The organism is Microbulbifer litoralis, assembly GCF_023634065.1.
Taxonomy (GTDB): Bacteria; Pseudomonadota; Gammaproteobacteria; order Pseudomonadales; family Cellvibrionaceae; genus Microbulbifer; species Microbulbifer litoralis.
In genome coordinates, this window is sequence record NZ_JALKCV010000015.1 from 24,673 (window position 1) to 49,290 (window position 24,618).

The 24,618-nt window shown below is 64.4% G+C and carries 24 protein-coding genes; 13 read left to right on the top strand and 11 right to left on the bottom strand.

All coding sequences use genetic code 11. The annotated features are described in order from the left end of the window. Positions 1-84: 84 nt before the first annotated feature. A complete protein-coding gene (locus MWN76_RS17805) occupies positions 85-987 on the bottom strand; it encodes a diguanylate cyclase domain-containing protein (protein WP_250463950.1) in 903 nt (300 codons plus the stop codon). Between the two features lie 294 nt (positions 988-1,281). Here MWN76_RS17805 and MWN76_RS17810 point away from each other — a divergent pair, with 294 nt between their 5' ends. After that, entirely contained in the window at positions 1,282-1,752 is a 471-nt protein-coding gene (locus MWN76_RS17810) for a phosphate-starvation-inducible PsiE family protein (RefSeq protein WP_250463952.1), read from the top strand. An 85-nt stretch (positions 1,753-1,837) separates the two neighbouring features. Here the strand turns inward: MWN76_RS17810 and MWN76_RS17815 are convergent, their stop codons facing one another. The 3 genes from MWN76_RS17815 to MWN76_RS17825 all read right to left on the bottom strand — a co-directional run bounded on the left by MWN76_RS17815 (position 1,838) and on the right by MWN76_RS17825 (position 6,032). Next, positions 1,838-3,646 (bottom strand): M28 family metallopeptidase, encoded by a 1,809-nt coding sequence (locus MWN76_RS17815; RefSeq protein WP_250463954.1) that lies wholly within the window; start codon positions 3,644-3,646, stop codon positions 1,838-1,840. A gap of 187 nt (positions 3,647-3,833) precedes the next feature. Then, complete coding sequence (locus MWN76_RS17820; RefSeq protein WP_250463955.1) at positions 3,834-4,955, bottom strand: M14 family metallopeptidase; 1,122 nt, start codon at positions 4,953-4,955, stop codon at positions 3,834-3,836. Between the two features lie 483 nt (positions 4,956-5,438). Further along, positions 5,439-6,032 (bottom strand): lipid-binding SYLF domain-containing protein, encoded by a 594-nt coding sequence (locus tag MWN76_RS17825; protein ID WP_250463957.1) that lies wholly within the window; start codon positions 6,030-6,032, stop codon positions 5,439-5,441. Positions 6,033-6,215: 183 nt separating this feature from the next. On the opposite strand from MWN76_RS17825, the gene MWN76_RS17830 reads away from it, so the two are divergent. Continuing rightward, on the top strand, positions 6,216-6,689 hold the full coding sequence (locus MWN76_RS17830; protein WP_250463960.1) for a hypothetical protein: 474 nt from the start codon (positions 6,216-6,218) through the stop codon (positions 6,687-6,689). A 72-nt stretch (positions 6,690-6,761) separates the two neighbouring features. Next, complete coding sequence (locus tag MWN76_RS17835) at positions 6,762-7,670, top strand: heme-dependent oxidative N-demethylase family protein (protein ID WP_250463962.1); 909 nt, start codon at positions 6,762-6,764, stop codon at positions 7,668-7,670. Positions 7,671-7,683: 13 nt separating this feature from the next. Here MWN76_RS17835 and MWN76_RS17840 read toward each other — a convergent pair whose 3' ends face one another. Continuing rightward, a complete protein-coding gene (locus MWN76_RS17840) occupies positions 7,684-9,093 on the bottom strand; it encodes a helicase HerA-like domain-containing protein (RefSeq protein ID WP_250463965.1) in 1,410 nt (469 codons plus the stop codon). Positions 9,094-9,148: 55 nt separating this feature from the next. Continuing rightward, positions 9,149-10,153 carry an AraC family transcriptional regulator gene (locus MWN76_RS17845; protein WP_250463967.1) on the bottom strand — a complete coding sequence of 335 codons (1,005 nt, stop codon included), beginning with the start codon at positions 10,151-10,153 and terminating at the stop codon, positions 9,149-9,151. A gap of 114 nt (positions 10,154-10,267) precedes the next feature. On the opposite strand from MWN76_RS17845, the gene MWN76_RS17850 reads away from it, so the two are divergent. From MWN76_RS17850 to MWN76_RS17865, 4 genes are read left to right on the top strand one after another with little or no spacing between them, the layout of a single operon-like run. Continuing rightward, positions 10,268-11,611 (top strand): flavin-containing monooxygenase, encoded by a 1,344-nt coding sequence (locus MWN76_RS17850; protein WP_250463969.1) that lies wholly within the window; start codon positions 10,268-10,270, stop codon positions 11,609-11,611. Beyond that, the gene (locus MWN76_RS17855; protein WP_250463971.1) at positions 11,608-12,558 is read left to right on the top strand and encodes a bile acid:sodium symporter family protein; all 951 of its coding nucleotides are present in this window, start codon (positions 11,608-11,610) and stop codon (positions 12,556-12,558) included. Before MWN76_RS17850 ends, MWN76_RS17855 begins: the two co-directional genes overlap by 4 nt. Positions 12,559-12,568: 10 nt before the next feature. Next, positions 12,569-13,540: an SDR family oxidoreductase gene (locus MWN76_RS17860; protein ID WP_250463972.1), complete on the top strand. Its 972-nt coding sequence runs from the start codon at positions 12,569-12,571 to the stop codon at positions 13,538-13,540. Positions 13,541-13,566: 26 nt separating this feature from the next. Next, the gene (locus MWN76_RS17865; protein ID WP_250463974.1) at positions 13,567-14,361 is read left to right on the top strand and encodes an SDR family NAD(P)-dependent oxidoreductase; all 795 of its coding nucleotides are present in this window, start codon (positions 13,567-13,569) and stop codon (positions 14,359-14,361) included. Positions 14,362-14,421: 60 nt separating this feature from the next. On the opposite strand, the gene MWN76_RS17870 is transcribed toward MWN76_RS17865, so the two are convergent. Next, entirely contained in the window at positions 14,422-15,015 is a 594-nt protein-coding gene (locus tag MWN76_RS17870; protein WP_250463976.1) for a LysE family translocator, read from the bottom strand. Positions 15,016-15,122: 107 nt separating this feature from the next. Between MWN76_RS17870 and MWN76_RS17875 the strand changes: the two genes are divergently transcribed. Together MWN76_RS17875 and MWN76_RS17880 are read left to right on the top strand one after the other, a co-directional pair. Then, on the top strand, positions 15,123-15,902 hold the full coding sequence (locus MWN76_RS17875) for a TatD family hydrolase (protein ID WP_250463978.1): 780 nt from the start codon (positions 15,123-15,125) through the stop codon (positions 15,900-15,902). Next, positions 15,892-17,556 (top strand): aminotransferase class V-fold PLP-dependent enzyme, encoded by a 1,665-nt coding sequence (locus MWN76_RS17880; RefSeq protein WP_250463980.1) that lies wholly within the window; start codon positions 15,892-15,894, stop codon positions 17,554-17,556. The genes MWN76_RS17875 and MWN76_RS17880 overlap by 11 nt, the downstream gene beginning before the upstream one ends. A gap of 15 nt (positions 17,557-17,571) precedes the next feature. On the opposite strand, the gene tcdA is transcribed toward MWN76_RS17880, so the two are convergent. The 4 genes from tcdA to MWN76_RS17900 all read right to left on the bottom strand — a co-directional run bounded on the left by tcdA (position 17,572) and on the right by MWN76_RS17900 (position 19,919). Beyond that, positions 17,572-18,372: a tRNA cyclic N6-threonylcarbamoyladenosine(37) synthase TcdA gene (gene tcdA / locus MWN76_RS17885; RefSeq protein WP_250463981.1), complete on the bottom strand. Its 801-nt coding sequence runs from the start codon at positions 18,370-18,372 to the stop codon at positions 17,572-17,574. A 38-nt stretch (positions 18,373-18,410) separates the two neighbouring features. After that, entirely contained in the window at positions 18,411-18,863 is a 453-nt protein-coding gene (locus MWN76_RS17890) for a thiol-disulfide oxidoreductase DCC family protein (RefSeq protein WP_250463983.1), read from the bottom strand. 68 nt (positions 18,864-18,931) lie between these two features. Further along, the gene (locus tag MWN76_RS17895; protein WP_250463985.1) at positions 18,932-19,396 is read right to left on the bottom strand and encodes an FKBP-type peptidyl-prolyl cis-trans isomerase; all 465 of its coding nucleotides are present in this window, start codon (positions 19,394-19,396) and stop codon (positions 18,932-18,934) included. Positions 19,397-19,559: 163 nt separating this feature from the next. After that, positions 19,560-19,919 carry a globin family protein gene (locus tag MWN76_RS17900; RefSeq protein WP_250463987.1) on the bottom strand — a complete coding sequence of 120 codons (360 nt, stop codon included), beginning with the start codon at positions 19,917-19,919 and terminating at the stop codon, positions 19,560-19,562. A gap of 407 nt (positions 19,920-20,326) precedes the next feature. Here MWN76_RS17900 and MWN76_RS17905 point away from each other — a divergent pair, with 407 nt between their 5' ends. The 4 genes from MWN76_RS17905 to MWN76_RS17920 all read left to right on the top strand — a co-directional run bounded on the left by MWN76_RS17905 (position 20,327) and on the right by MWN76_RS17920 (position 24,419). Next, positions 20,327-20,752 (top strand): HIT family protein, encoded by a 426-nt coding sequence (locus MWN76_RS17905; protein WP_250463989.1) that lies wholly within the window; start codon positions 20,327-20,329, stop codon positions 20,750-20,752. A 101-nt stretch (positions 20,753-20,853) separates the two neighbouring features. Next, positions 20,854-21,654 carry a GIN domain-containing protein gene (locus MWN76_RS17910; RefSeq protein WP_250463991.1) on the top strand — a complete coding sequence of 267 codons (801 nt, stop codon included), beginning with the start codon at positions 20,854-20,856 and terminating at the stop codon, positions 21,652-21,654. Between the two features lie 180 nt (positions 21,655-21,834). Further along, on the top strand, positions 21,835-23,268 hold the full coding sequence (locus MWN76_RS17915; RefSeq protein ID WP_250463993.1) for a YcjX family protein: 1,434 nt from the start codon (positions 21,835-21,837) through the stop codon (positions 23,266-23,268). Next, positions 23,268-24,419 (top strand): TIGR01620 family protein, encoded by a 1,152-nt coding sequence (locus tag MWN76_RS17920; protein WP_250463995.1) that lies wholly within the window; start codon positions 23,268-23,270, stop codon positions 24,417-24,419. The genes MWN76_RS17915 and MWN76_RS17920 overlap by 1 nt, the downstream gene beginning before the upstream one ends. The last annotated feature ends 199 nt before the right edge of the window (positions 24,420-24,618 follow it).

The following is a 24,618-nucleotide window of genomic DNA, read 5'->3' on the forward strand; positions in this document are numbered from 1 at the left end:
CGGTTTTCCCCGAAGGTCGCAGGCATAACAAAAAAGCCCCGCCAGTCCGGCGGGGCTTTTTTTGTTGTGCCTGTGAAAACCCGATCAGGGATCCACTGTCTCCCTCTGTGGCGGCGCTTCACTCCAGGTTATAGCGCAACGCTCGTCCCGTTCGCGCGCCGATTTCAGCGCCTGCCTGGCGCGCAGCAGGAGTGTCCCGGCAGTGGCCTGCGGTGTGGGTCGGCAGCTGTGGCCGCCGATGCTGACCGACAGCCATTCGGAAAGCGGCCTGTCCCGCCACCGGAGGCTGTCAATGGCCTGCGCCAGGCGGCGGGTCAGGGCGCCGATACCGGTCGGGTCCGTGCCGGCCAGTATCAGTGCAAATTCATGTTTGCCGATGCGCGCCACGAAGTCGCTCCAGCGGCCGGCATTCCGTTCCAGGCAGCGCGCCAGGCACTGCATGGCGCTGTCGCGCTGTGCCCGCGCCACAACATCTTTTCCTTCCGCCGGCGCGACTGGTCCGGTTTCCAGTAGCAACAGGGACAGGGAGGTGCGCTGGCACACCGCCAGTTTCCACTGGTGCTCGAGTTGTCGTGCGAAGACATCGTATTCCGGTAAACCCGTGACCGGGTCAACCGTGTTGCCGCCCGCGGCAACCTGCAACTGTCGGGCTGGGGCCGCAGGCGCGTCGGAGCGGGCAAGAAACTCCACCAGGTAGGTGATATCGGCGGCATCGAGAAAGTCGACACGGGTGACCCGGGCCAGCCTGTCGGATAGTGGCCCGGTAAACACGGTATCCACCAGGTGTATCTGTCGGTTGCGATTGATTGCCGTCCAGGCAGTCTGCCATGCGGCATCGCTGGCGATATGGTCCGCGAGGCTGTGGTGGCGTTCGCCGGCGAGGAGTGTCTGCAGTTTGCTGCTGAGGGCGATCCAGTTACCGATGCCGTCGCAGATTCCGCTGGGAACCGAGTAGGTGTTGAGTAGTGAAACCAGTTCCGGAGTCATGGTGACAGGGCTTTATCAATTTATCGTGGTTCGCTGTACGTCAAATTGCGACACCCGAGTATAGGTTTCCGTCCCGGACGCGATAGTGGCCGGACATCAAATCGGAGCATCCGGGGTGAATTTCTCCGCCGCGGGGGCGGCAATGGCGCCTGTTTCGTTGGTATAAAGGGCTTCGCGCTTCCGGTATCACCTGCGGTGGTGTTGCCGTGCCGGCTCCCGCCCGGGCCTCCTCGCGCCAGTCTGCGCTATAAGTAGGGGGCAGGGATTTCCTATCGGTGGGTGCTGGAGTGGGCGATGGCAGGTGACAACGAGCGACATACTCTGATTCACGAGGAGTTGCCCAAGGAACACGACGATCCGCTGATCCGTGTGCTGCATGGAATCATCCGCAATTCGGTGCGGTTGCTGGCTGTACTGATGGCATTGGTGATCGTCTGGGGTGTCGCCGATGTGGTCCTGGTGCTGTACGAGCGGCTGATGGCGCCGCCGGTTTTCCTGCTCGATTACAGCGATCTGTTCGATGTATTCGGCGCATTCATGCTGGTGCTGATCGCGATAGAGATCTTTATCAATATCCGACTGTACCTGGGGTCCTATGTCATCCCGATTCAGTTGGTGATCGCAACGGCACTGATGGCCATTGCCAGGAAGGTGATTGTGATGGATCTCGCCGACATAGCGCCCCTGTACATCCTGGCCATCGCGGCAGTGGTGCTGGCGCTGGGTGTGACCTACTGGCTGGTGGCCAAGAAAGATCACTATTGAAAGAAATATCTTCGCTTTCCTGCTTCTTTTTTTGGCCAATAAAAAAGGGCGAACCGCAGTCCGCCCCTTAATAGTCTTTCCCCGTCTACTGCCTGGTATCGGCGCTGCTGTCGCGGATTGCGCGGAACTCGTTGCCCTCGTACCAGTTGGGCCAGTCGCGGCTGTTGGCCAGTTCCAGGCCCAGTTGCAGGCCCAGTTGCAGATCCATGGCGGCGCCCTTCAGGTTCCAGTCCGGATCGTATTCATCGCCGGGTTTGTGATAGGCGTGGGCAGTGTATTCCTCGCTCTTCTGTTGTGCCCACTCGCGGCCGTGCGCGAAGCTGTCGCTGCCCGAGTCGAAGTAGAGCATCGGCACGCCTTTCTTGGCCAGGCTGAAGTGATCGGAGCGGTAGAAGTAGCCGCGTTCCGGATGCTCTTCCGGCGCCAGGTAGCGGCCCTGTTTTTCCGCGGCTTTTTCCAGCAGTTTTTCCAGTTCACTGTTGCCGTAGCCCACCACGATCACATCGCGCATCGGGCCCAGTACGCCCATGGCGTCGAAGTTGATACCGGCAACTGTATTGGCCAGCGGTACCACCGGGTTGGCGGCGTAGTACTTGGAGCCCAGCAGGCCGGATTCCTCGGCGGTGACAGCCACGAATACCAGCGAGCGTTCGGGGCGTTCCGGCATTGCCGCAGCCTGGCGCGCCATGGCCAGCAGGCCGGCGGTGCCGGTGGCATTGTCGACGGCGCCGTTGAAGATGTGGTCCCCGCCCTCGGCATTGTCGTTGATGCCCAGGTGATCCCAGTGCGCGGTATAGATGACCGCCTCATCCGGGTGCTTGCTGCCCGGCAGTTTGGCTACCACGTTGCGCGAGTCGGAGGTGCGCAGCTGGTTCTCCAGCTTGACGCTGGCGTTCAGGCCCAGCGGTTTGGCCTTGAAGTCGCGGGTCTTGGCCGCTTCCATTTCCTCTGCAAGGTCGAGGCCGGCGGCCTCGAAAACGGCTTTGGCGGCATCGTTGGTCATCCAGGATTCCACGGCAATGCGGCCGGCGTTCTTGTCATCCGCCGCCAGGCTGATCTGGGCGCCGGACCAGCTGCCGCTGACCACTTCCCAGGGATAGCCGGCGGCGCCGGTCTCGTGGATGATGATGGCGCCGTCGGCGCCCTGGCGCGCGGCCTCCTCGAATTTGTAGCTCCAGCGGCCGTAGTAAGTCATGGCGTTGCCGTTGAACAGGTTTTTGTCCTGGGTGGCATAGCCCGGGTCGTTGACCAGGATCACGGCGGTTTTGCCGCTCATGTCCAGGCCGGCATAGTCGTTCCAGTCGTTCTCCGGTGCGACGATACCGTAGCCGACGAACACCAGCTCACTGTTGTCCAGTTCGGAAGCGGCGGTCTGGCGCTGGGTGAAGGCGACCATGTCCGTGAGCGGTTGCAGTGACTTGTGGAAGTCCTTTCCCTCGTCGGCGCCGGTGATTTCCATCGGTGTGGATGTGATCTGCATTTCCACCACCGGTACCTGCTGGAACCAGCTGGGATTGCCGTCGGCGTCGGTGGCGCCGGGCTCCAGCCCCAGTTCCTTGAAATGGTCCGCCAGGTAATTGACGGTTTTCTCCTCGCCCTCGGTGGCCGGTGCGCGGCCCTCGTAGGCGTCGGAAGCGAGGATTTCAACATGCTTGTGCAGGTCTGCGGCCATGGCATCCACCTGGGCCTGCTCGGCGTCGCTCAGTTGCGGCTGCTTGGCGGGGGCGGTGCTGTCAGTGTCAGGGGTGGTCTGTGCCGGTTGCGCCTCGCTCGGCGGTGTGGCTTCGGCGCCGGCTTCACTGCCGGGAGCCCGGGTGTCCTTGCCGCAGGCGGTGAGGGCGCCACTGACGGCGACCACCAGGCCGAGATGGCGCCAGAGAGTCGGTATTCGCATGGTTTGTTTCCCGTGAGTTTTATTCTGAACGAATTAAGGTAGCAAAAAGCGCGCCGGTGGCCGAGAGATTCTGTGCTGAATATCCGCAGCAGGGCAGTCGATTTTATCAGTGGGGGCGGTTGTCGGCGGGAAAGGTGTGGCGTCGACCGTCCGCCGGACGGAAGTCCGGCGGGCGGTCCGGGATGGGTCAGAGGCTCTTCAGGGTCTCGCGGATCGGCAGGAAGATGTCCTGCGCCAGTTGCCGGCAGCGCGCCGGCGACCAGCCCTCGATCGGGTCCGGCAGGTTGTCGTTGTCCTTGAACGGCATTTCCAGTGTCAGCGCCAGGGTACGGAACTGGTGCCCGCACCAGTTGGTGCCCACGGTCATGTTGGCCTCGCCGGGCTTGTCCAGGTCGTAGCCGCGTTCGGTCTGGAAGTCGGCACTGGCGCTGGCAAAGGCGCGCTTGAAGGTGTCCTCCAGTTTTGCGTGGCGCTCGTCGTAGCCGGGAATGCCCTCGCAGGCGGCGACGAAATTGAATGGCAGTGCCTCGTCGCCGTGGATATCGAGGAAAATATCGCCGCCGATCTCCAGCATTTTCTCCCGTACCAGGTAGACCTCCGGGCTGCGTTCCATGCTCGGCTCCTGCCACTCGCGATTGAGGTTGGCGCCGGCGGCATTGGTGCGCAGGTGACCGCGCACACTGCCGTCCGGATTCATGTTCGGCACCACGTAGAACACGGTATCGGCGAGCAGGGATCGCGCGGCCGGGTTGGCTTCGTCGAGCAGTGCATCGAGGAATCCCTCCACAAACCATTCCGCCATGGTTTCCCCCGGATGCTGGCGCGCGATCATCCACACCCGGTGCCTGGCCTTCGCCGCGTCGCCGACCGTCAGCAGGCTCATGTCGCGGCCGTCCAGGGTTTTGCCGAGAGTCTGCAGCTGCACCCGCTCGTCGAGCTGTGCCCAGGCAAGCAGGTCCAGGTGCCGCTCCCACGAAAAGGGCGCGAAGTAGGCGAGGTAGATGGCGGGTCTCTCCAGATCGACGGAGAAATCCAGGCTGTGGCCGTCGTAGCCGGCATCGATCCGGAACCAGTTGTGGCGATCGTAGGAGGCGCAGACGCGGTAGTTTTCCCAGCCCTCCGGATAGGCCGCCTTGCCGGCGTTGACGATGCGCAGGGCGTAGCTTTTCCCTGCCTCGCCCTCCAGCCGGAAGTGGAACCACTGGTAAAAATGGGAGTGGTTGTCCTGGCGGATCGCCAGTTCCACCGGGCTGCTGTCGGCGTTGACGACTTCGATGTTGCCGCTGTCAAAATCGCTGGTGATATACATGCAAATGGCTCCAGTCGTTGAATCCGTGGTTGGTGCCCGGCGGTCGGGGGCGGGCAGCCGTTCTCACAGCGCGCCGACCACCAATCACTGGCCACATGAACTGCGCGGAGGATACAGGGGAAGAGGATAGACGGGAAATTTGCTGTGGGATATGGCAATAAAAAAGCACGGTACCGCGGGGGTACCGTGCTTTTGCCATTCCATGGCGGCACCTGCTGCGACTACTACTCCATGGAATTTCCGGTGTTCGACCCCTGGCGACTGCTCACTGCCCGGTCCGACCACAAGTGCGTTGGAACGCACCGCCAGAAATTGTGTACTGCTCCCTTACAATTCGCAGCAGATGCTGATTAAAGTTTAGGCATCGGTTTGCCGGTTGTGGTGGGCTCCCGGCAGGTTGTCGTCGATTTGGTCAACTTCCATTCGATTGCTTCCGGTGTGCGGGGTTGTCGATTTTGTTGCAACAGCGGTAGCGTCGGCCGGTCAATCGTAATTCAGTTCGTCGTCCTTCCAGAACTTGGTGCCCTTGAGGGTGGCCTGCAGCGCAATACCGCTTTCGGTAAGCTGGTACACGCGCATACCGTTCAGTGCCACCTCGGCGCTCACCGCCGCACCTTTCTCCTGTGCCTTGGCCGTGGCATCCGCCTGTCCACCGAAAGCCCAGCCCCGGTTGACGAACCGTTCCATCACGGCCGGCGAGTCGAACAGGAACAGCGCGCGGAAATCCTTGACGCCCAGGCCCAGGCCGAAGCCCAGCTCGCCCATCCTCATATAGGTGCGCTCGCCGGTGCGGTTATTGACCGCCACGCCGTAGCCGGCGGAGGCGCTGGCCAGCAACACATTGACATTGACGTTGCTGAACACGGCGTAGCCCGGTGCCTGCTTGACGTCTTCCTGCAGCCCCGGTGTGCGCTGGTAGAGCTCCGCCCGGACTTCCCGGTCGGTGCGATCGATATACTCGCGCTTGTCCATCCCGGTCTGGCCCGGGGCCGCGCATCCGGACGCCAGCAGGGCTGTGAGGGCGAGACCGCAGAACAGGGTGAAGCGATTGGCGCAGGACGACATGGTGTTCTCCATTGAATCATTCTTTCCCCGATTAAATCAGAGCCGGGCCGAAGGCTCGACTGTTGGTTGCCGGCTTTGCGACCTGTGCCACAATGCGGCTTGCGGCGCCACTTCCTGCGCCGCCCGGCATTCGGTAAGCTTACCGGCCTGTCTGCGGGCTTGTCCGCGCCAATACATTCTAATACGGGAATGACCATGAACAGATCTGTAAAACGCGGCGTCGCCGCCAGCTGCCTGCTCGTACTGATGATGAACCTGACCGCTTGCGGTTACTTCCTGTATCCGGAGCGCAAGGGCCAGACCGGTGGACGGGTCGACCCGGTGGTGGTGATTCTCGACGGTGCCGGGCTGCTGTTCGGCATCCTGCCGGGCATCGTCGCCTTCGCGGTGGACTTCACCAATGGCACCATCTACCTGCCGGCGGGCGGTTCCTCCGCAATCGATCGCCACCTGACGGAGGCGGATATCCGCGATGCGAAGAGAGTGATCGACCAGGACGGCCAGGTATGGCTGCAGCTGCCGATCGACCAGCTGTCCACCCAGGGTGGCGAGCTGCAACAGCTGGGTGAAGCCCTGTCCAGCGAACAGATGGCGGCGCAGGATATCATCTGGCTGGAAGACCTGGCCGCCCTGCGCGCCGCCAGCGCGCGCAATACGGCCTCCCTCTGACGACTGCCCCCGGATCGCGGCGGTTTTCCGCCGCGATTGCCCAACACCGATAACAGGAAGCGCCAGAACGCCATGAGCCGGTCCCGCCTTCCGGGCGAGCGCCGCTACGCCCAGGAGGGTGAAGCACTGCTGCTGCCGTTTATGCAGTCCAGCGAGATGGTGCATATGGGGCTCGGCCGCCTGGATAGCGCGGGCTGGATACCGCCGTGCGCGAAACTGCCCCATTACCTGCACAACAAGCTGCGCGTGCGCCGGCAATTCGGCGAGCGGGTCTGCGCCTGCCTGCCGGGCTCGGCGGCGGCGCAGCGCGAGTTGCACTCGCTGCTGCTGGCACACCTGTGCCGGGATCACGCCCTCCGCTACGCCCTGTCTGCCGGATGCCTGCACTGGCGCGGGCCCGGCGGCGCATTGCGCTGGCCGCTGCACGGCGGCGAGCCGCTCTGGGACGCGAGCTGCTGGATCGCGGACGACCTCTGCATTCTCGAGCCCGGCGAGCGGGGCTATCGGCTCACCGCGGCCTCGCTGGCGGCACCCAGTTACTGGCGGCTGGAAGAGAAGATCGGGCGGCCGCTGGATGCCATCCACGCCCCGGTACCGGGCTTGGCCGGGAAAATCGGCGAGCGGGTGGCGCGATTTTTCGATCACCTGCTGCCGGACTATCCGGTCTGGCGCAGCAACTGGTCGGTGGTGGCATCGCCCGAGCTGTTGCAGCGCGGCGGTGGCGGGGAAGGTGGTAGCGAGCGGGGTGGGGATCTCTACCTGCGCGTCGAGCGGCAGTCGCTGCGGCGCTTGCCGAAAACGGGCGCGGTGGTATTCAGTATCCGGGTCGCGATCAATCCGCTGGCCGATATCCTGCCGGTGCCCGGCGCGCCGGCGGCACTGGCGCGCGCCGTGCGCCAGCTCTCTCCCGACGAGGCGAGGTACAAGTCGCTGGCACCGCTGTTGCCGGCCCTGCACGACTTCCTTGCGACGCGCGGCTGAAAGCCCGCATCGATCAGCGCCTGCGCCCGCCCAGCGCGCCGAGCAGGCCCCGCACCAGTTCCCTGCCCAACTGGCGGCCGAAGCTGTTCGCCATCCTGCCCAGTGCCCGGTCCAGTTCCGGTGTCCCGCAGGTGAGACGGTCGGGTTTGTCCCGCCCGGAGCCACTCCGGCCGGCATCGAGTTGCCGTTGTTGCAGTTTCTCATAGGCGGACTCGCGCTCCACCGGACGCCGGTATTTGTCCGCCAGGACACTGGCCTGCACCAGTTGTTGCAACTCTTCCCCATCCAGCGGGCGCAGGCGGCTGGCGGGCGGCTGGATCAGGGTGCGCGCCACCGGTTGTGGTACACCGCGGCTGTCGAGGCAGGAGACCAGGGCCTCGCCGACCGCCAGCTGGCCGATTGCCGTTTCGGTGTCGAAATCCGGATTGGCGCGAAAGCTCCGCGCGGCCGCGCGCAGGTTGCGCTGCTCGTTGGGGGTGTAGGCCCGCAGCGCATGCTGGACCCGGTTGCCCATTTGTGCGAGCACCGCTTCCGGAATATCCAGCGGGCTCTGGGTGATAAAGAAGATCGCGACGCCGCGGGATCGAATCAGCCGCACTATCTGCTCCACCTGCTCGACCAGGCGCTGGGGCAGGTGGTCGAACAGCAGGTGGGCCTCGTCGAAAAACAGCGCGATCCTGGCCGCGCTGCCGCCGGATTCCGGCAACTGTTGGTAGAGCTCCGCCAGCAGCCACAGCAGCAGTGTGCCGTACACACGCGGATGCATGCGACTGGCATCGAGCAGGTGAATCCTGTCGCCGCGGAGCAGGTCGCCGGGGTCCAGCGCCGGTTCGCCGAACAGGTCGGCGGCGTTGTCGCGCTCACTGGCGAGGAATTTGCGCTTGATGGCGCCGAGGCTGGCGGGGGACAGGGTGCCGTAGCGCTGCGACAGCGCCTTGCGCTCTGTCTCTGCAAGGTGGATCAGCGCCTGCAGGTCCTTCCAGTCGAGCAGTAGCAGTCCCGACTCGTCGGCGATCTTGAACAGCAGTTGCAGCAGGCCGGTCTGGTTGTCGTTCAGTTCCAGCATCTGCGCCAGCAGCTCCGGGCCCAGTTCGCTGGGGGTGAGGCGCAGGGGCAGGGCGGCGGGGCCCCAGGGTTCCACCGGGCTGGCGCGGAAGTAACTCTGGTCCAGCTCGAATGACGCCAGTCGCTCGCGCACCGGCGGGCTGTCGCCGCCGGGCGCCGCCAGGCCGCTCAGGTCGCCCTTGAAGTCGGTGACGAAGACCGGCAGGCCGGCGCGGTTCAGCTGTTCCGCCAGCAGGCGCAGGGTGACTGTCTTGCCGGTACCGGTGGCGCCGCAGATGATGCCGTGGCGGGTGATCATTTCCGGCAGCAGTTCGCAGCGGGCGCCGCCGCTGGCCAGGCCGAGGGAGATGGGTGGCATGCTCGGTTTCCGCAGTGATTACTGCACTACTGTAGCCGAGTGTCGGGGCCGGACTTCAGGACGCGGCCTGCTCCGGCTGGCTGCGGTAGGTGCGGGGGGAGACACCGGTCCAGCGCCGGAAGGCCTTGCCGAAGGCGCTCTCGTCACAGTAGCCGAGGGCCGCGGCGATCTCGGCATTGTTCTGGTCGCCCTGGCGCAGCCACTGGCATGCATAGTGGCTGCGCACCTGGTCCTGGATGGCGCGGAAGCTGGCGTTTTCCTCCAGCAGCTTGCGCCCCAGGTGACGCGGACTGATACACAGGCGGCTGGCCACCTGTTCGCGGGTCAGTTGCGGTTCCTGCTGCAGCAGGTGCGAGACCTGTTGCTGCAGGCTCTTGTGGGTCAGGGCGCGCAACAGGGCGTCGGCCTCCGGTTTGAGGCGCGCCATCACCTGTTGGTCCGCCGCCACCAGCGGGATTTCCAGGTCCTGCGGCCGCAGGCGGATCGCCGATACCGGCGCGTTGAACTGCACCGGTGTCTGCAGTACCTGCTGGTACTGCTGCTGGATGGCCAGGGACGGGGCCGGGTAGGCCAGCTGCACACTCTGGGCGCGGAAGGGGTGGCCGGTCATGCTGCGGGTCTGGGTCAGGCAGGCGGACAGGATCGTCTCCACCCGCAGCCGCGCGCAGCGCAGGAAGCTGGGCTGGTAGCAGAGATCCACATGGTGGGCGCCGCGGCGCAGCTCGAACTGGCCGCCTTCGCCCACCAGCGGGTGGTAGATCAGCAGCTGCTCGATGGCCGCGCCCAGGGTTCTCTGGGTCATCAGCAGGTAGCCCACCAGCCCCATCTGGCTGCTGTGCATCGCCCGGCCGAGCCTGGCGCCCAGCAGTGGGTCCGGGTAGGTTTCCTGCAGCGCCAGCCACAGCTGTTCCTGTACACCCATGGGGACCCGCTGTGATTCGTCGATCCCGGACAGGGCCTTGCGGGCCACTGCGGGAACCTCGAGTCCGAGGCTCTTCAATGCCGCGGAAATTGCGCGTGTGTAGTTCAGGGTGACACTTCTGCAATCGGCCGTTTTCACAAGTCCTGTCCGTAATTAACCACCAGATGCCCGATTATGACGATCTGCCGCAGGCTTGTCACGGTATATTGGCTGGCATACGCAATCGAAGGCGTGGCGATCGGGAGAACAACAATGAAACCCTACGCAGTAATCGGCGCCGGCCCCATGGGCCTCTGCACGGTGCGCAACCTGCACAAGTACGACATTCCCTGTGTCGGTTTTGAAATCCACGGCGATGTGGGCGGGCTCTGGGATATCGACAGCCCCACCAGCACCATGTACGAGTCGGCCCACCTGATCTCGTCGAAGAAAATGACCGAGTTCGCCGAATTTCCGATGGCGGAAGAGGTGGCGCCCTTCCCGCACCACCGCGAATTGCGGCAGTATTTTCGCGATTACGCGCGGGAATTCGGTCTCTACGATCTGTACGAATTCAATACCGAGGTGGTGCACTGCGAGCGCGACGGCGACGACTGGCTGATCACCACCCGCTGCAACGGCGAGGAACAGACGCGCAGTTTCGGCGGCCTGCTGATCGCCAACGGCACCCTGCACCATCCGAATCAGCCGCCGCTACCCGGGGACTTTGCCGGCGAAGTGCTGCATTCGAGTGAATACCGCGATCCCGCCATCTTCGAGGGCAGGCGGGTGCTGCTGGTGGGCTGCGGCAACAGCGGTGCCGATATCGCCGTGGACGCGGTGCACCGGGCGGCCAGCGTGGATATCAGCCTGCGCCGCGGCTACTACTTCCTGCCCAAATTTATCGGCGGCAAACCGACCGATGCCGTGGGCGGCAAAATCAGGCTGCCGCGCTTTGTGCAGCAGCGTGTCAGCGCCGCGTTGAGCCGCTTTATGCTGGGTCGCCCGAGCCAGTACGGTCTGCCGGAGCCGGACTACCGGATGTTCGAGTCGCACCCGGTGATCAACTCGCTGATCCTGCATCATATCGGCCACGGCGATATCCGCCCGCAGGGGGATATCGAGTCGATCGACGGCCATACCGTGACCTTCAGGGATGGCCGCAGCGGTGACTACGATACAATCCTGATGGCCACCGGCTACAAGCTGCACTATCCGTTTATCGACAGCGGGCACCTGAACTGGCAGGGCTTCGCGCCGGGTCTCTACCTGAATGTGTTCCATCCGCAGTACGACAACCTGTTCCTGATGGGCATGGTGGAGGCCGCGGGCCTCGGCTGGGAGGGACGCAACGAGCAGGCGGAGCTGGTGGCACTGTATATCCGCCAGCTGTCCTTCGGTGCCGACTCCGCGCGCCGCTTCCGCGACATCAAGCGCGAAAGGGTCGCGCTGCGCGCCGATGGCGGTATGAACTATCTGCAACTGGAGCGCATGGCCTACTACGTGCACAAGGACACTTACCTGAAAGCACTGCGCGGTCACACTGCGGACTTGCGCCGGGATCTGGCTAGCCGGGATACTGGCCAATTCGTCAGCAGTGCGGGAGCAGCCCGGTGAATCCAACCCTCGATGCCGCCAGCCAGTTCCAGATGTCGCCGGCGGCACTGCTGGTGCTGAACGGAGTACTGGCATTCATGATGTTCGGTGTCTCCCTGGGGCTGCGACCGGCGGATTTCGCCGCGGTGCTGCGCCGGCCGCTGGCACCGGTCACCGGACTGGCGGCGCAGTTCCTGCTGCTGCCGGCGATTACCTGCCTGGTCACCTGGAGGCTGGAAATCGATCCCGGCCTGGCGCTGGGCATGATCCTCGTGTCCTGCTGCCCCGGCGGCACCTTCTCCAATGTGATGACCTGGATCGGTCGCGCCAATGTGGCCACCTCGGTGAGTATGACGGCGGTTTCCAGCCTGGTGGCGGTGGCAATGACCCCGTTCAACTTCGCCCTTTACGGCAGCCTCAATCCCCATACCCGCAGCATGCTGCAGGACATCGCGCTGCCGGCCGGCAATATGGTGGCGCTGGTGGTGCTGGTGCTGGCGGTGCCGATGCTGCTGGGGATGCTGGTGGGCGCCCGCTTTCCGGATTTCGTGCGCCGCAGCGAGCGCTATTTCCGCAGCGGCTCGCTGCTGGTTTTCCTGCTGTTCGTGGCGGTGTCGTTCAGCAAGCACTGGCAGACGGCACTGCAGATCGCCGGTTCGGTGCTGCTGTTGGTGATCGCGCACAATGCGCTGGCCTTCCTGATCGGCAATCTCAGTGCCCGCGCCGCGCGCCTGCCGCTGGCGGACCGGCGCGCAGTCACGATGGAGGTGGGTATCCAGAATTCCGGCCTGGCGCTGGCCATCCTGTTCACCTTCTATCCCGCCGCCGGCGCGATGCTGGTGGTGGCGGGATTCTGGGGTGTCTGGCACCTGGTCTCCGGCCTGGGCCTGGCCGGCTACTGGCATTACCGCGATCGAAAAATACAAGGGGCAGGGCGCCTGCAGGGCGATCCGCAAACCGGGCAATAAGAAAATCACCATGAGCGAAAAGAAAGTGCTGATTACCGGTGCCTCCGGTTATGTGGGGCACCAGTTGGGGGAATTGCTGGCTGGGGAAATGGCGGTGGTGGGGGTGGACCTGCGCCCGCGCCCGGCCGCCTTCCCGATGTTCCAGATGGATATCTGCGACGGCGCCCTGGGCGAACTGTTGCGGGCGGAGGGCGTGACCCATGTGGTGCACCTGGCATCGGTGATGGCGGCGGGTCGCGATAGGGACCTCGAGTACCGCATCGATGTGGAGGGCACCGAGAATGTGCTCAAGGCCTGTATCTACGCGGGCGTCGAACATGTCACCGTGACCAGCAGTGGCGCCGCCTACGGCTACCACGCCGACAATCCCGAATGGCTGCAGGAGCACCACCCGCTGCGCGGCAATCCCGAATTCGGCTATTCCGACCACAAGCGCCTGGTGGAGGAAATGCTGGCCGCCTACCGCCAGCGCTACCCGCGACTGAAACAGCTGGTGTTCCGCCCCTGTTCCATCGTCGGCGCCACCACCAGCAACAAGATCGGTGAGCTGTTTTCCGGCCGCGCCATCCTCGATCCCGGCGGCTACAACTCGCCGTTTGTGTTTGTCTGGGACCGGGACGTGGTGCGCGCCATCCAGTTCGGTGTGCAGCGCGGTGCGGACGGCGTCTACAACCTCGCCGGCGACGGCGCACTGACGCCGCGGGAGATCGCGCGGCTGTTGGGCAAGCCGCTGCGCACACCGCCGGTGTGGCTGGTGAAAGCGCTGCTGTGGATTGGCTACAGCCTGCGCCTGACGGACAGGCAGCCCGGGCAGGTGATGTTCCTGCAGTACCGACCGGTGCTGTCGAACCGACGCTTGAAAGAGGAGCTGGGCTTTGTGCCGGAAAAAACCTCCGCGGAGGCTTTTATCTATTTTGCCCGCGAGGCGCTGGATATCCGCGTGGCTGCGGATGCGGAAATCGCGGAGGGCACCACCGTATGAGTGGGGAAAGCGCGAGGAAAGTTTTTGTGGTAACCGGGGCCGCCGGCGGTCTCGGCTGGGCGACGGTGGAGGCGCTGGCGGCGCGTTACCGGGCGCGCTTTGCGCTGGTCGACCTGCATCGGGAGGCGCTGGAAGCGCGCGCCGAGGCGCTGCGCGACCGCGGCGTCGAGGCCGATCTATTCACCGTCGACCTGTCCGATGAATCGGCCACGGCCGGGCTGGTCGCCGCGCTGCGGGCCCGCTATGCGCGCGTCGATCTGTTGGTCAACAACGCCGGTATCACCCACCGCAGCCTGTCGACCCGCACCAGCAATGCGGTGATCCGCCGGGTGATGGCGGTGGACTATCACGCGCCGGTGGAGCTGGCCCAGGGACTGCTGGCGGAACTGCACGTGGCATCCGGCTGCGTGGTCAATATCAGCTCCATGGCCGGCTGGATGCCGGTGCTCGGTCGCGCCGGTTACTGTGCGGCCAAGAGTGCGCTGCACCAGTATTTCGAGACCTTCCGCGAGGAGGTGCGCGACGAGGGCATTCGCGTATTGATGGTCTACCCGAGTTTCGTCGCCACCGATATCGAACAGAATGCGCTGTCCGGCGACGGCGGTCGGGCGACCCACAAACAGAGCACCGTCGGCCAGGTGCGCAGCGCCGACTGGATGGCGGAAAAGATCGTCACCGCGCTGGAGCGCGGACAGGAGCGGCTCTTCCCGCGGGACCGTAGCCTGCTCGGCGCCTACCTGTACAAGCTGTTTCCACGCCTGTTTATGCAACAGATGGTGAAAAACTTCCGTGTGGAGCTGGATGTTGCCAGGCCTGGTTAGCAGCAGCGGCGTTGGGCCGGTTTGCGCGCGGGTCTCATCGCGCCGCCGGTCCGGCGCCAATCAATCCAGCACCATCGGCACCACACTGGCTGCCAGCAGCACCCCCATGGTGATATTGAAACGGCGCAGGTACAGCGGGTCGTTCAGGACCTGCTTCAGGCCGACGCCGAACAGCAGCCAGATAATAATGCACGGACCGCCGATCGCGATAAATGTCAGCGCAATGCGCGCGATATCCTGCCACATCTCACCGGCTGGGCTGGTGAAGGCCGCCAGCGCGCCCACCGCCATGATCCAGCCCTTGGGATTGACCCACTGAAAGGCCACCGCCTGCAGGAAGGTGAAGGGTTTGCGGTTGTCCGCGGAGCCCACCTCGCGGGTATTGGCGATCACCCACGCCAGGTACAGCAGGTAGGCGATACCCGCCCAGCGAATGATTTCGTGCAGTACCGGGAAGCGGCTGAACAGGGTGCCCAGCCCCAGGCCAATGGCCACAATCATGGCCGGAAAGCCCAGGCAGATACCCAGCAGGTGCGGCAGCGAGCGGTGCACGCCGTAGTTCAGCCCGGACGACATGATCATCAGGTTGTTCGGGCCGGGTGTGATGCTGGTGGAAAAGGTGAACAGGGCGATGGGGATCAGGGCTTCTAACACGGTTGCCTCGGGCCGGATGTACAGGGGGGAGCATATCCCAGGCGCGGCGGTCAGGCGACGGGTCGTGCTAAAATTGGGGAGAATTTTTCTTCCGAAGCGGAAATTCCGTGCGACTGATCGACAGCCACTGCCATTTCGATTTCGATGCGTTCGATCCGGACCGGCACCGCGTCTGGCAACAGTGCCGCCAGGTGGGTGTCGAGCGGCTGGTGATTCCCGCTGTCAGTCCACCGCGCTGGCCGGCGTTGCGGGAGCTGGTGGCACAGCAGCGCGACTGGTATGCGGCGATCGGGCTGCATCCCTGGTGGGTGGCCGAAACGGAAATTGCCCCGGCGGAGTTGCAACGGCAGATTGCGCAACAGGTGGCGGAGTCCCCCTGTGTGGCGATCGGCGAGTGCGGCCTCGACGGGGCCATCGTCACACCGCTGGCGGAGCAGGAACCACTGTTTCGCGCCCAGCTGGCACTGGCCGGCGAACTGAAGTTGCCGCTTATCGTGCACGCCTGTCGCTGCCACAGCGAATTGTTGCGGCTGCTGAAAGAGTACCGCCCCAGCCGCGGCGGCGTGATCCACGCCTTCACTGGCAGCCCGGAGATAGCACGGGAATACTGGAAACTGGGGTTTTACCTCGGCGCCGGCGGTACCATCACCTACCAGCGCGCGGCCAAGACGCGCCGCGCTTTCGCCGCGCTGCCGCTGGAGGCCATACTGCTGGAATCCGACGCGCCGGATATGCCGTTGCAGGGGCACCAGGGCCAGCGCAACAGCCCCGAGTACCTGCCGCATATCGCCGCGGCCCTGGCCGGGCTGCGGGGCATTTCCGTGGCCCGGGTGGCGGAACAGACCCGCCGCAACACTGAACGGTTATTTGCCCTCGATGAATTTTGATCCCCATGCCTTCAAGGAGTGTTTCCCGCTGTTCGCACAGCCGGAAAACAGAGACCTCGTCTACCTGGACAACGCCGCCACCACCCAGAAACCGGAGGTGGTGATCGGCGCGATCGGCGATTTCTACCGGCACTGCAATGCCAACACCCACCGCTCCAGCCACCGGCTCGCGCGCCGCGCCACGGAAATGGTGGAAAGGGTGCGTCGCCAGTCGGCCGCCTTTCTGAACGCGGCCAGTGCCCGCGAGATGATTTTCTGCCGCGGTGCCACCGAAGCCCTCAACCTGCTTGCCTACAGCCTCTGCAGCGAATTGCGCCGCGGCGACGAAATCGTGATTTCCACCGCCGAGCACCACGCCAATATCGTGCCCTGGCAGATGATGGCGCAGCGTCACGGCCTGATGCTGCGCTATGTGCCCCATGTCGCCGGCGTGCCGCAGTTCGGGCGCCTGGACGAAGTGCTGAATGAGCGCACGCGTATCGTCTCGCTGGCCGGGGGCTCCAACGCGCTGGGCCTGCGCCCGGACCTGGCGGATATCGGGCGGCAACTGCGTGGACACAACCTGCGCTGGATTGTCGATGGCGCGCAACTGGCCGCCCACGAAACGGTCGATGTGCGGGCGATCGGCTGCGATTTTTTTGTCTGTTCGGCGCACAAGTTTTACGGTCCCAGTGGCATCGGCCTGCTGTATGGCCGCGAGTCGCTGCTGCGCAACCTGCCACCCTGGCAGGGCGGCGGGGAGATGATCGCCCGGGTCGATCTCTACGCGAGCGAATACGCCGCGCCGCCACACCGGTTCGAGGCGGGCACGTCGCCGCTGGCCGCGATCGCCGGATTGGGCGCTGCGCTGGAATTTCTCACAGCCTGCGATCGTGCAGCCATTGCAACCCACGAGCAGTCGTTGTTGTCTGAGCTGCATCGCGACGTGGCGGCGCTGGCCGGCTTGCGCCTGCTCAGCCAGCCGCGGGACAACCTGGGTATTGTCGCCTTTGCACTGGAGCAAGGCAGTCCGACAGACCTGATGCACTGGCTGGATGAAAAAGAGATCGCCGTGCGCGTGGGGCACCACTGCGCCCAGCCGCTGATACGCGCCGCCGGCGAGACGGTCACCCTGCGCGCGTCGCTGGCCGGTTACAACACGCGCGAGGACATTGAGGCACTGTTGAATGCACTGCGGGACTACCAGTCATTCTCCGGATCTGCAGTCGATACCCCGACACTGTCGCTTGCGGGCGACTGGGATGGTGATGATCTCTCGGGCCTGCCGGTGGAGCAGCTTGCAGCACAGCGCAGCTGGCAGGATCGCTACCGGGAGGTGATGCGCTGGGGCAGGGCCATTGGCCGCAAACCCGCGATTCGCAGGCCGGAAAACCTGGTGCGGGGTTGTGAGTCCGATGCCTGGCTGGTGCACCGGCAGCGGGGTGGGCGGCACTATTTCGCATTGGACAGCGACAGCCGTATCGTCAAGGGGCTGGGGGCCCTGCTGTTGTCGCAGGTGGATGGCCACAGTGCAGCGGAGATTCGCGCGCGCGACCTGGCCGGACTGTTCGCTGAGCTGGGGCTGGAAAAACACCTGAGCGAATCCCGCAGCAACGGTTTTTACGCGCTCTTGCAACAGGTACTGGAATATGCCGGCCGGGCGGGAAGCGCGTAGCCGGCGTATTTCCAGTCAGCGCTGTTTCTGCAGCAGCCGCTCGATCCCCCGCGCTGCGGCGGCGAAGCCGAAGCTGCCGGTGACCATGGTGGCGGCGCCGAAGCCGCCGCTGCAGTCCAGTTTGACGCCGCCCTGCATGGCACTTTTCTGTTGGCATACGGCGCCGTCCGGCTGCGGGTAGACCATCGGTTCCGACGAATAGATGGTGTCGACTCCAAACTGGCGCCTGCGGGATTTCTGGAAGTTGTGGAAGCGATAGAGGTGGCTGCGCACCTTGGCCAGCATCGGGTCGTTGTGGGTGCGGCCCAGGTCGGCGCAGGTAATGCGGGACGGATCGCGCTTGCCGCCGGCGGAGCCCACGCTGACCAGGCGCAGTTTGCGCGCCTTGCAGTAGGCAATCAATGCGGCCTTGACCCGCGCGGCATCGATCGCGTCGATCACCACGTCGATCGGCTGCTGTTCCGGGTCCAGCAGTTCCGCGAAGTTGTCGGCGGCGATGAAATCCTCCACCGCCTCCAGTTGTATTTCCGGGTTGATGCCGCGCAGGCGCTCCGCCATCACTTCCACTTTTACCCGGCCGATGGTGTCGGCCAGGGCGTGGCTCTGGCGATTGCTGTTGGTGATGCAGATATCGTCCAGATCGACCAGCGTGATCCGGCCCACGCCCGAACGCGCCAGCGCCTCGGCGGTCCAGCTGCCGACGCCGCCGATACCGACGACCACGAAGTGGGCGCCGTGCAGCAGCGGCAGGGCATGTTCGCCGTATAGGCGGGCGATACCACCGAAGCGTTGCAGGTATTGTTCAGACAGGTCCATGGACACCTCTATAGATCTCTACTGCGCGGGCGCATGGCTCACCGGGGCTTCCAGGGGGCTCCACTATCGTTCAGATCCTCCAGAAACCGGTGCTCTTCCGCCGCGTCGGGTAGCCGGCACTGCGCGGGGCGGCCGAACAGGCGGTAGCGATTGCGGGCGATCCGGTCGTAGATCCAGTCGCGCAGTGGGCGCGGTACTATACGCAGCAGTGCCAGATGACGCCAGGGGCCCGGTAGCCGGGCGATGATGCGCAGCGCGGCTTCACTGCGGTGGTACTGCTCGCAGTGGTCGCCGCGACACTCCAGCAGGATCACTGTCTCATAGCGATCGAGCGGCAGGCCCAGCCGTGTCAGTAACTGCTGGCCGGCGGGGGACTGTACCCGGCACAGGGTAAATACGGCATCCCGGTCGCGTTCCAGCACAAAGCGGCTCCAGCCGTTGCACAGGTTGCACTGGCTGTCGAACAGGATGATCTTCTCGGGTGGGGGCATGGCGGTTGCAGGCCGGGGAGGGCAGGCCTGGGGCGAGGGGCGGCGGATAGCCGCCCCGGTGTGCAATATCAGTGCACGTGGCCGTGATCAATCTCTTCCGCAGTGGCTTCGCGTACGGAAACCACTTCGATATCGAAGTGCAGTTCCACGCCGGCCAGCGGGTGGTTGCCGTTGATGGTCACGTTGTCGCCGTCGATATCGATAACTTCCACCTCGATCGGCTGGCCCTCGGTGCTCTGGGCGCGAAACGCCATGCCGACTTCCAGCTTATCCACACCGCCAAAGGCACTGCGCGGCAGAGTCTGGATCAGCTCCGGATTCTGGGGGCCGTAGGCCTCTTCCGCCGGGATGACGGCGGTGAACTTGTCGCCGGAGTCTTTCTCGAGCATTTCCCGCTCCAGACCGGGGATGATGTTACCCACGCCCTGCAGGTACTTGAGCGGTTCGCCACCGGAGGAGGAATCGATGACTGTACCGTCGGCATCTTTCAGGGTGTAGTGCATTTCCACTACGGAGTGGTTGGCAATCTTCATGAATAATCTCTGGGAAGGTCGATGAGTGATGTAGCGCTTACCGCATGCGGTGTCTATGGGAAAGGCTGCGAGCGGCCATTGTATTGACAGGTCCGCCGGGTCGCAACCGGCGGCACTGGGGCAAGTATAGAAGGAATGGGGAGGCGGGGGACAGCGGTTGTGTTCAGCAGGCGATGCAGAGGTCTTCCTCGCAGTCCTGGTAGAGGCTCCCGGCGGTCTCGACCAGCTGCGTGCTCAACTGGCAGGAAAAGCCCAGCTCCACCAGGCGCAGTTCGAGAAACTCGAGCATGGCTTCGAACAGGGTGGGGTTGAGGCCGCGGGCGAGAAAGCTGGCCCGGCTGCTGCGGACCGGTTCCGGCTGCGATGAAAGGGCGTGGTTGAGAAACTGTGCCTGGCGCGTCTGTTGCTTGCCGTGATCGCTGGTCTCGAACTGGGACAGGTGGCGGCCGATGGCCTGGTAAAATTCCGCCACCGTCCGGTTTATAAATCGGCTTCCGCCGACCTGGTCCAACAGGTTGCTCATACTCGCTTCCCCCCAAGAGAAGTTGACGCTGTAATCGGATGTAATTCGAAGGGTATCGCCGAGCCAAAAAAGGACGGCAGGTAACTTCGGTCTTGCCGCGGCTCAATGGCGGTAAATCTTTATGGGGCGCAGACTACGGTATAACCTCTGCGCTGCCAACGCGCATTCAAGAAATTGTCATCTTGTTCGTCGGGTTGTCCTTCGGCAACAGGATATGAATTGACGGTCACTGCCGGGCTGCAGGTGCCTGTCTTTGCGCCCGGCGATTCTGTTTTTCGACAACAATGCGCGGGCTGAAACGGGTGGTGTCCGGCGTGGTGCGGGGCGTTGACCGGTGCGGGCCCGCCGCCTTGAAAGCTGGTAGACTCCCGGGTCGGATTCACCCAATTTGACCAGCGAGGTTAGCGATGGCGAGTATCTTTACCCAGATCATCAACGGCGACTTACCGGGGCATTTCATCTGGCGCGACGACAAGGCGGTGGCGATCATGACCATCGCGCCGATCAAACCGGGCCACTGCCTGGTGATTCCGGTGGAAGAGATAAATCACTGGGACGATGTGCCGGAGGACATTGCCGCACACGTGATGCTGGTGGCGCAGAAAGTGGCCAAGGGGCTGAAAGCGGTTTACAAACCGGAGCGGGTCGGTGTGATGGTGGCCGGGCTGGAAGTCCCGCACACCCATTTCCACCTGTTGCCGGTGGACGCCATTTCGGAACTGGATTTTTCCCGCCAGCAGCCTGCGGAATCGGCAGAACTGGCCGCTGAGGCGGAGAAAATCCGCGCCGCGCTCGGCGAAATGGGATACACCGAGGCGAATTGCGGCCAGTGACGGCCCACGGCCCCCGCTGTGATTTTTCCCGGCCCTGCATCCGGGGCCGGCCGGTGGCGCGTCTATTGGACAGAATCGGTAAAAACTACGAGGGGCAACTCATGACCGTCAGGAACTTTCTCGACCGCGTTACAGCGCTGTTGCTGTTGGTCGCTATCGCCGCCAGTGCCGCGGCGCACGCAGATGGCGACAGGCGCCGGCAGTTCGATGCATCGGGCTTTACCCGCATAGAACTGAAAGGCAGTTCGCAACTTGAGGTGGTGCAGAGCGACTCTTTCACCGTCGAGGCCGAGGGCGGCGCGGAGGCGGTGGCGAGTGCCGGCGCCGAAGTGCACGGCGACACGCTGGAGCTCTGGGTCGGCAACAGGCGCGAACACTTTTTCGGCCTGGTGACCATCAGCGGGGACCAGTCGGTCAGGTTTCGGGTAACCCTGCCGGAGGTGGAGGAGATCCTGGTCACCGGCTCCGGCGAAGTGCGTGCCGACACGCTGGAGAGCGAGGCGCTGGCACTTCGGGTCACCGGTTCCGGCGAATTGCAGGTGGACAAGGTGGCTGCCGAATCGCTGCTGGCATCCATCACCGGCTCCGGTGACCTGCTGCTGGGAACAGTGTTGGCGGTGAACGGTGAGGCCTCGATCAAGGGCTCCGGTGATATGCGCCTGGAAAGCTACGCCGGCGAGAGCCTGAAGGCGGAGATCAAGGGCTCCGGCGACATGACCGTCGGCGGCCGCGTGGCCAGTCTCGAAATCGGCCTGATGGGTTCCGGCGACTTTATCGGCCGCAAACTGCATGCGGACAACGCCGGCGGTTCGGTCATGGGGTCCGGCGATATCGTACTCCGCCGGCCGGTGAAGGAATCCTTCTCGGTGATGGGATCCGGCGAGATTGCGCTGGTCGATTGATCGTGCCGCGGGCAGGTCGCGAAGGCGCGCCGGGTGATCCCGGCGCGCTTTTTTCGTTTGGATGTGGTTCCGCTGGCCGTGCGGGTCCACCGGGAGCGTCCCCATTATTCCCGGTATTCTTTATCACCCCGATTAACGCCCCGAGCGCTATTGGCGTCGGGCAGACAGACGGAATAGCCTATGAGCAACAGTGAACAGGTGAGCGGGCGCGGCCAGCGCCTGCGAAGCCGGTTGCGGCAGTGGCGCCGCGAGGCTCGGGAAAAATCCCACTGGGCGGCGGAGCGCCTGCTCGATCGCCGCGTCTGCGTCGGCATCACCGGCCTCAGTGGTGCCGGCAAGTCGACGCTGCTGACCAGCCTGATCTACCAGTTGAGCCATCCCCAGCGGGCGCAGTTGCCGGGCTTTGCGCCCGCCCTGAACGGCGACCTGCTGGGTGCGGAGCTGAAGCCGGCGCTGGATTCGGGGCTGCCGCCGTTTGATTACCCGCCGTGCCTGGAAGCATTGATGGCACAGCCGCCGCGCTGGCCCGAAAGTACCCGGGAAGTATCGGCGATGGAGCTGCATATCCACCTGCGCCACCGACGCCGCCTGGGCGGCAGCAGGACCCGCACCCTGATCCTGGAGTTGCGCGACTATCCGGGCGAGTGGTTGATGGACCTGCCGCTGCTACACCTGGATTACCGCGACTGGTGTCGCCAGCAGGCACACCTGATCGACGGGGATGCGCGCGCTGGACTGGCGCCCGCTGCGATTTCAAAACTGGCGGCCCTGGATCCCGCCGCCAGTGCCGAAGAGACGAGGCTGTCGGCACTGTGGCGCGATTACCGCCAGTTCCTGCTCGACTGCCGCAGCCGGCGAAAACTCAGCTATCTGCAGCCGGGCCGCGCCCTGCTCGACGAGCGCGACTACGGTCTGCTGCCGTTGCTGGACCTGCGCAGCCACTCCGCCGAGGAGTTGGCGGCGCTGCCGGAGGACAGCAACTACAAAACGCTCGCCCGTCGCTACCGCGATTATGTGGAAGGGGAGGTGCTGCCTTTTGTAGAGAGCCATTTCCGCCACCTGGATCGCCAACTGGTACTGGTGGACATGATCGGCACCCTGTTTGCCGGCGAGCAGGCGTTGGACGATATGCGCCTGGCCTTCGGTCATATCGCCGACACCTTTCGTTACGGCAGCACCGGCCTGTTGCGCAAACTGTGGCGACCGCGGGTGGATCGCCTGCTGTTTGCCGCCACCAAGGTGGACCAGGTGCTGGCGGCCGACCACGATGCCTTGCGTCAGCTGCTGGGACAGCAACTGCAACAGGCGTTTTCCGGCGCCCGCCATCGCGGCCTGCCGCTCTACTGCGAGGCGATCGCCGCGGTGCGCTGCTCCAACGAGAGCCAGCGCAACGGCCGCCGCATGCTGGTGGGGCACGATATGCAGGGGCACTACCTGGGGTTTGAGAATGCCGAGATATTCGCCCGCCTGCCGCGCGAGGGAGAGGGTTGGCAACACTACGCCGATGCGGCGCCGCCGCAACTGCGCCCGCCGGCCGGTATGGGGGCGGACCAGTGCATTCCCCATATCCGCGTGGACGCCCTGCTCAATCTGCTGCTCGGAGATAAGGTCTGATGAGTGACGTAAAAGACGAATCCCGGCGTCGACGGACGCGGATCGAGGCCCTGGACGAGCCGGAGGCGGAGACGGTGCACCGGGACGCCACTCGCGTCGAGCCCCTGAGCGAAGAGGGCAGCGAAATACCGCGGTCGATCACAACCGGCGAATCCCTGCCGGACCGGATTTCCTTCACCGAGTTGCGCCTGCCGGTATTCCGGCTGCGCTTCTGGAAGCCCGCGTTGCTGGCGGCACTGGGGCTGGCGGGTGCCGCCGTCGCCTGGGAGCTGCGCCAGCTGTTTCGCTGGGCGGCGGATATTCACTGGAGCCTGGGTGCATTGGCCGGTGTGGTAATCGCCGCTTTCTGCGCCACTATCGCCAGTGCCATCTGGGAGTATTTCCGCGCCGGCAAGCCGCTGCGCAAACTGCAGCGGACCCAGCGACTGGCGGCCGACCTGCGCGATTGTCGCAGTGATGAACAGGCGGAGCCATTTCGCCGGGAGCTGGCAGAGCACTTCGCCGGCAAGCCCCAGGGCGTATTGCTCAGCCGGGTATTGGAGGAAACGCCCGACTACTACGACAGCAGCGAGCTGTTGCGCCACCTGGAAGTGACTTTTCTCGAGGCGCTGGATCAGGAAGCGTTGCGCCGTATCGTACGCCACGGAACCACCACCGGGGCGCTGGTGGGGCTCAGCCCTTTCGCCACCCTGGATGTGCTGGTGGCGCTGCGGCAGTCGCTGCGGATGATCGACGATGTGGCCCAGATCTACGGCGTGCGCCCGTCCATTGTCGTGCGCTGGCGGCTATTCAGGAAAGTGCTGGCCCTGGTGGCCTACAGCGGGGCCAGCGAGTATGCGATCAGTGAACTCTGGCCGGAACTGGTCGGGGACAGTGTACTCAGCAGTGTTTCCGCGCGCTTGGGGCAGGGGATGGGGGCGAGCCTGTTTATGGCGCGCATCGGTCTGGCGGCGGTCCACGCCTGTCGGCCGATTCCCTTTTCGGACAAGCAGCGCCCGCGGCTCGGGGCCCTCACGCGGCGGATTGCCACCAGTCTCAAAGAGCGACTGCTGGGGCAAAGCGGTCGATCGGAGCTCGCCGACCTGCTGGCAGAGAATGCGCGGCACGCCGGCAGTGAATCGCGGCGAAGAGAAAATGGTGGAGATGGCTGAATAATGATACGGGTAAAGCGGATTGCCCGAATAACGGGGGCCTGCCGTAGAGTGTGGCATTGTGCGCCAGGGTGAAAAGTCGGTACTGATCTGGGAGTATCGCGTCTGCGGCGGCGGACACCTCCAGCTCGACGGCATCGCAGATGCCGGTCGACCGTGTGCTGGCCCGGCAACTGGATACGCTGGCCGAGCACCTGCC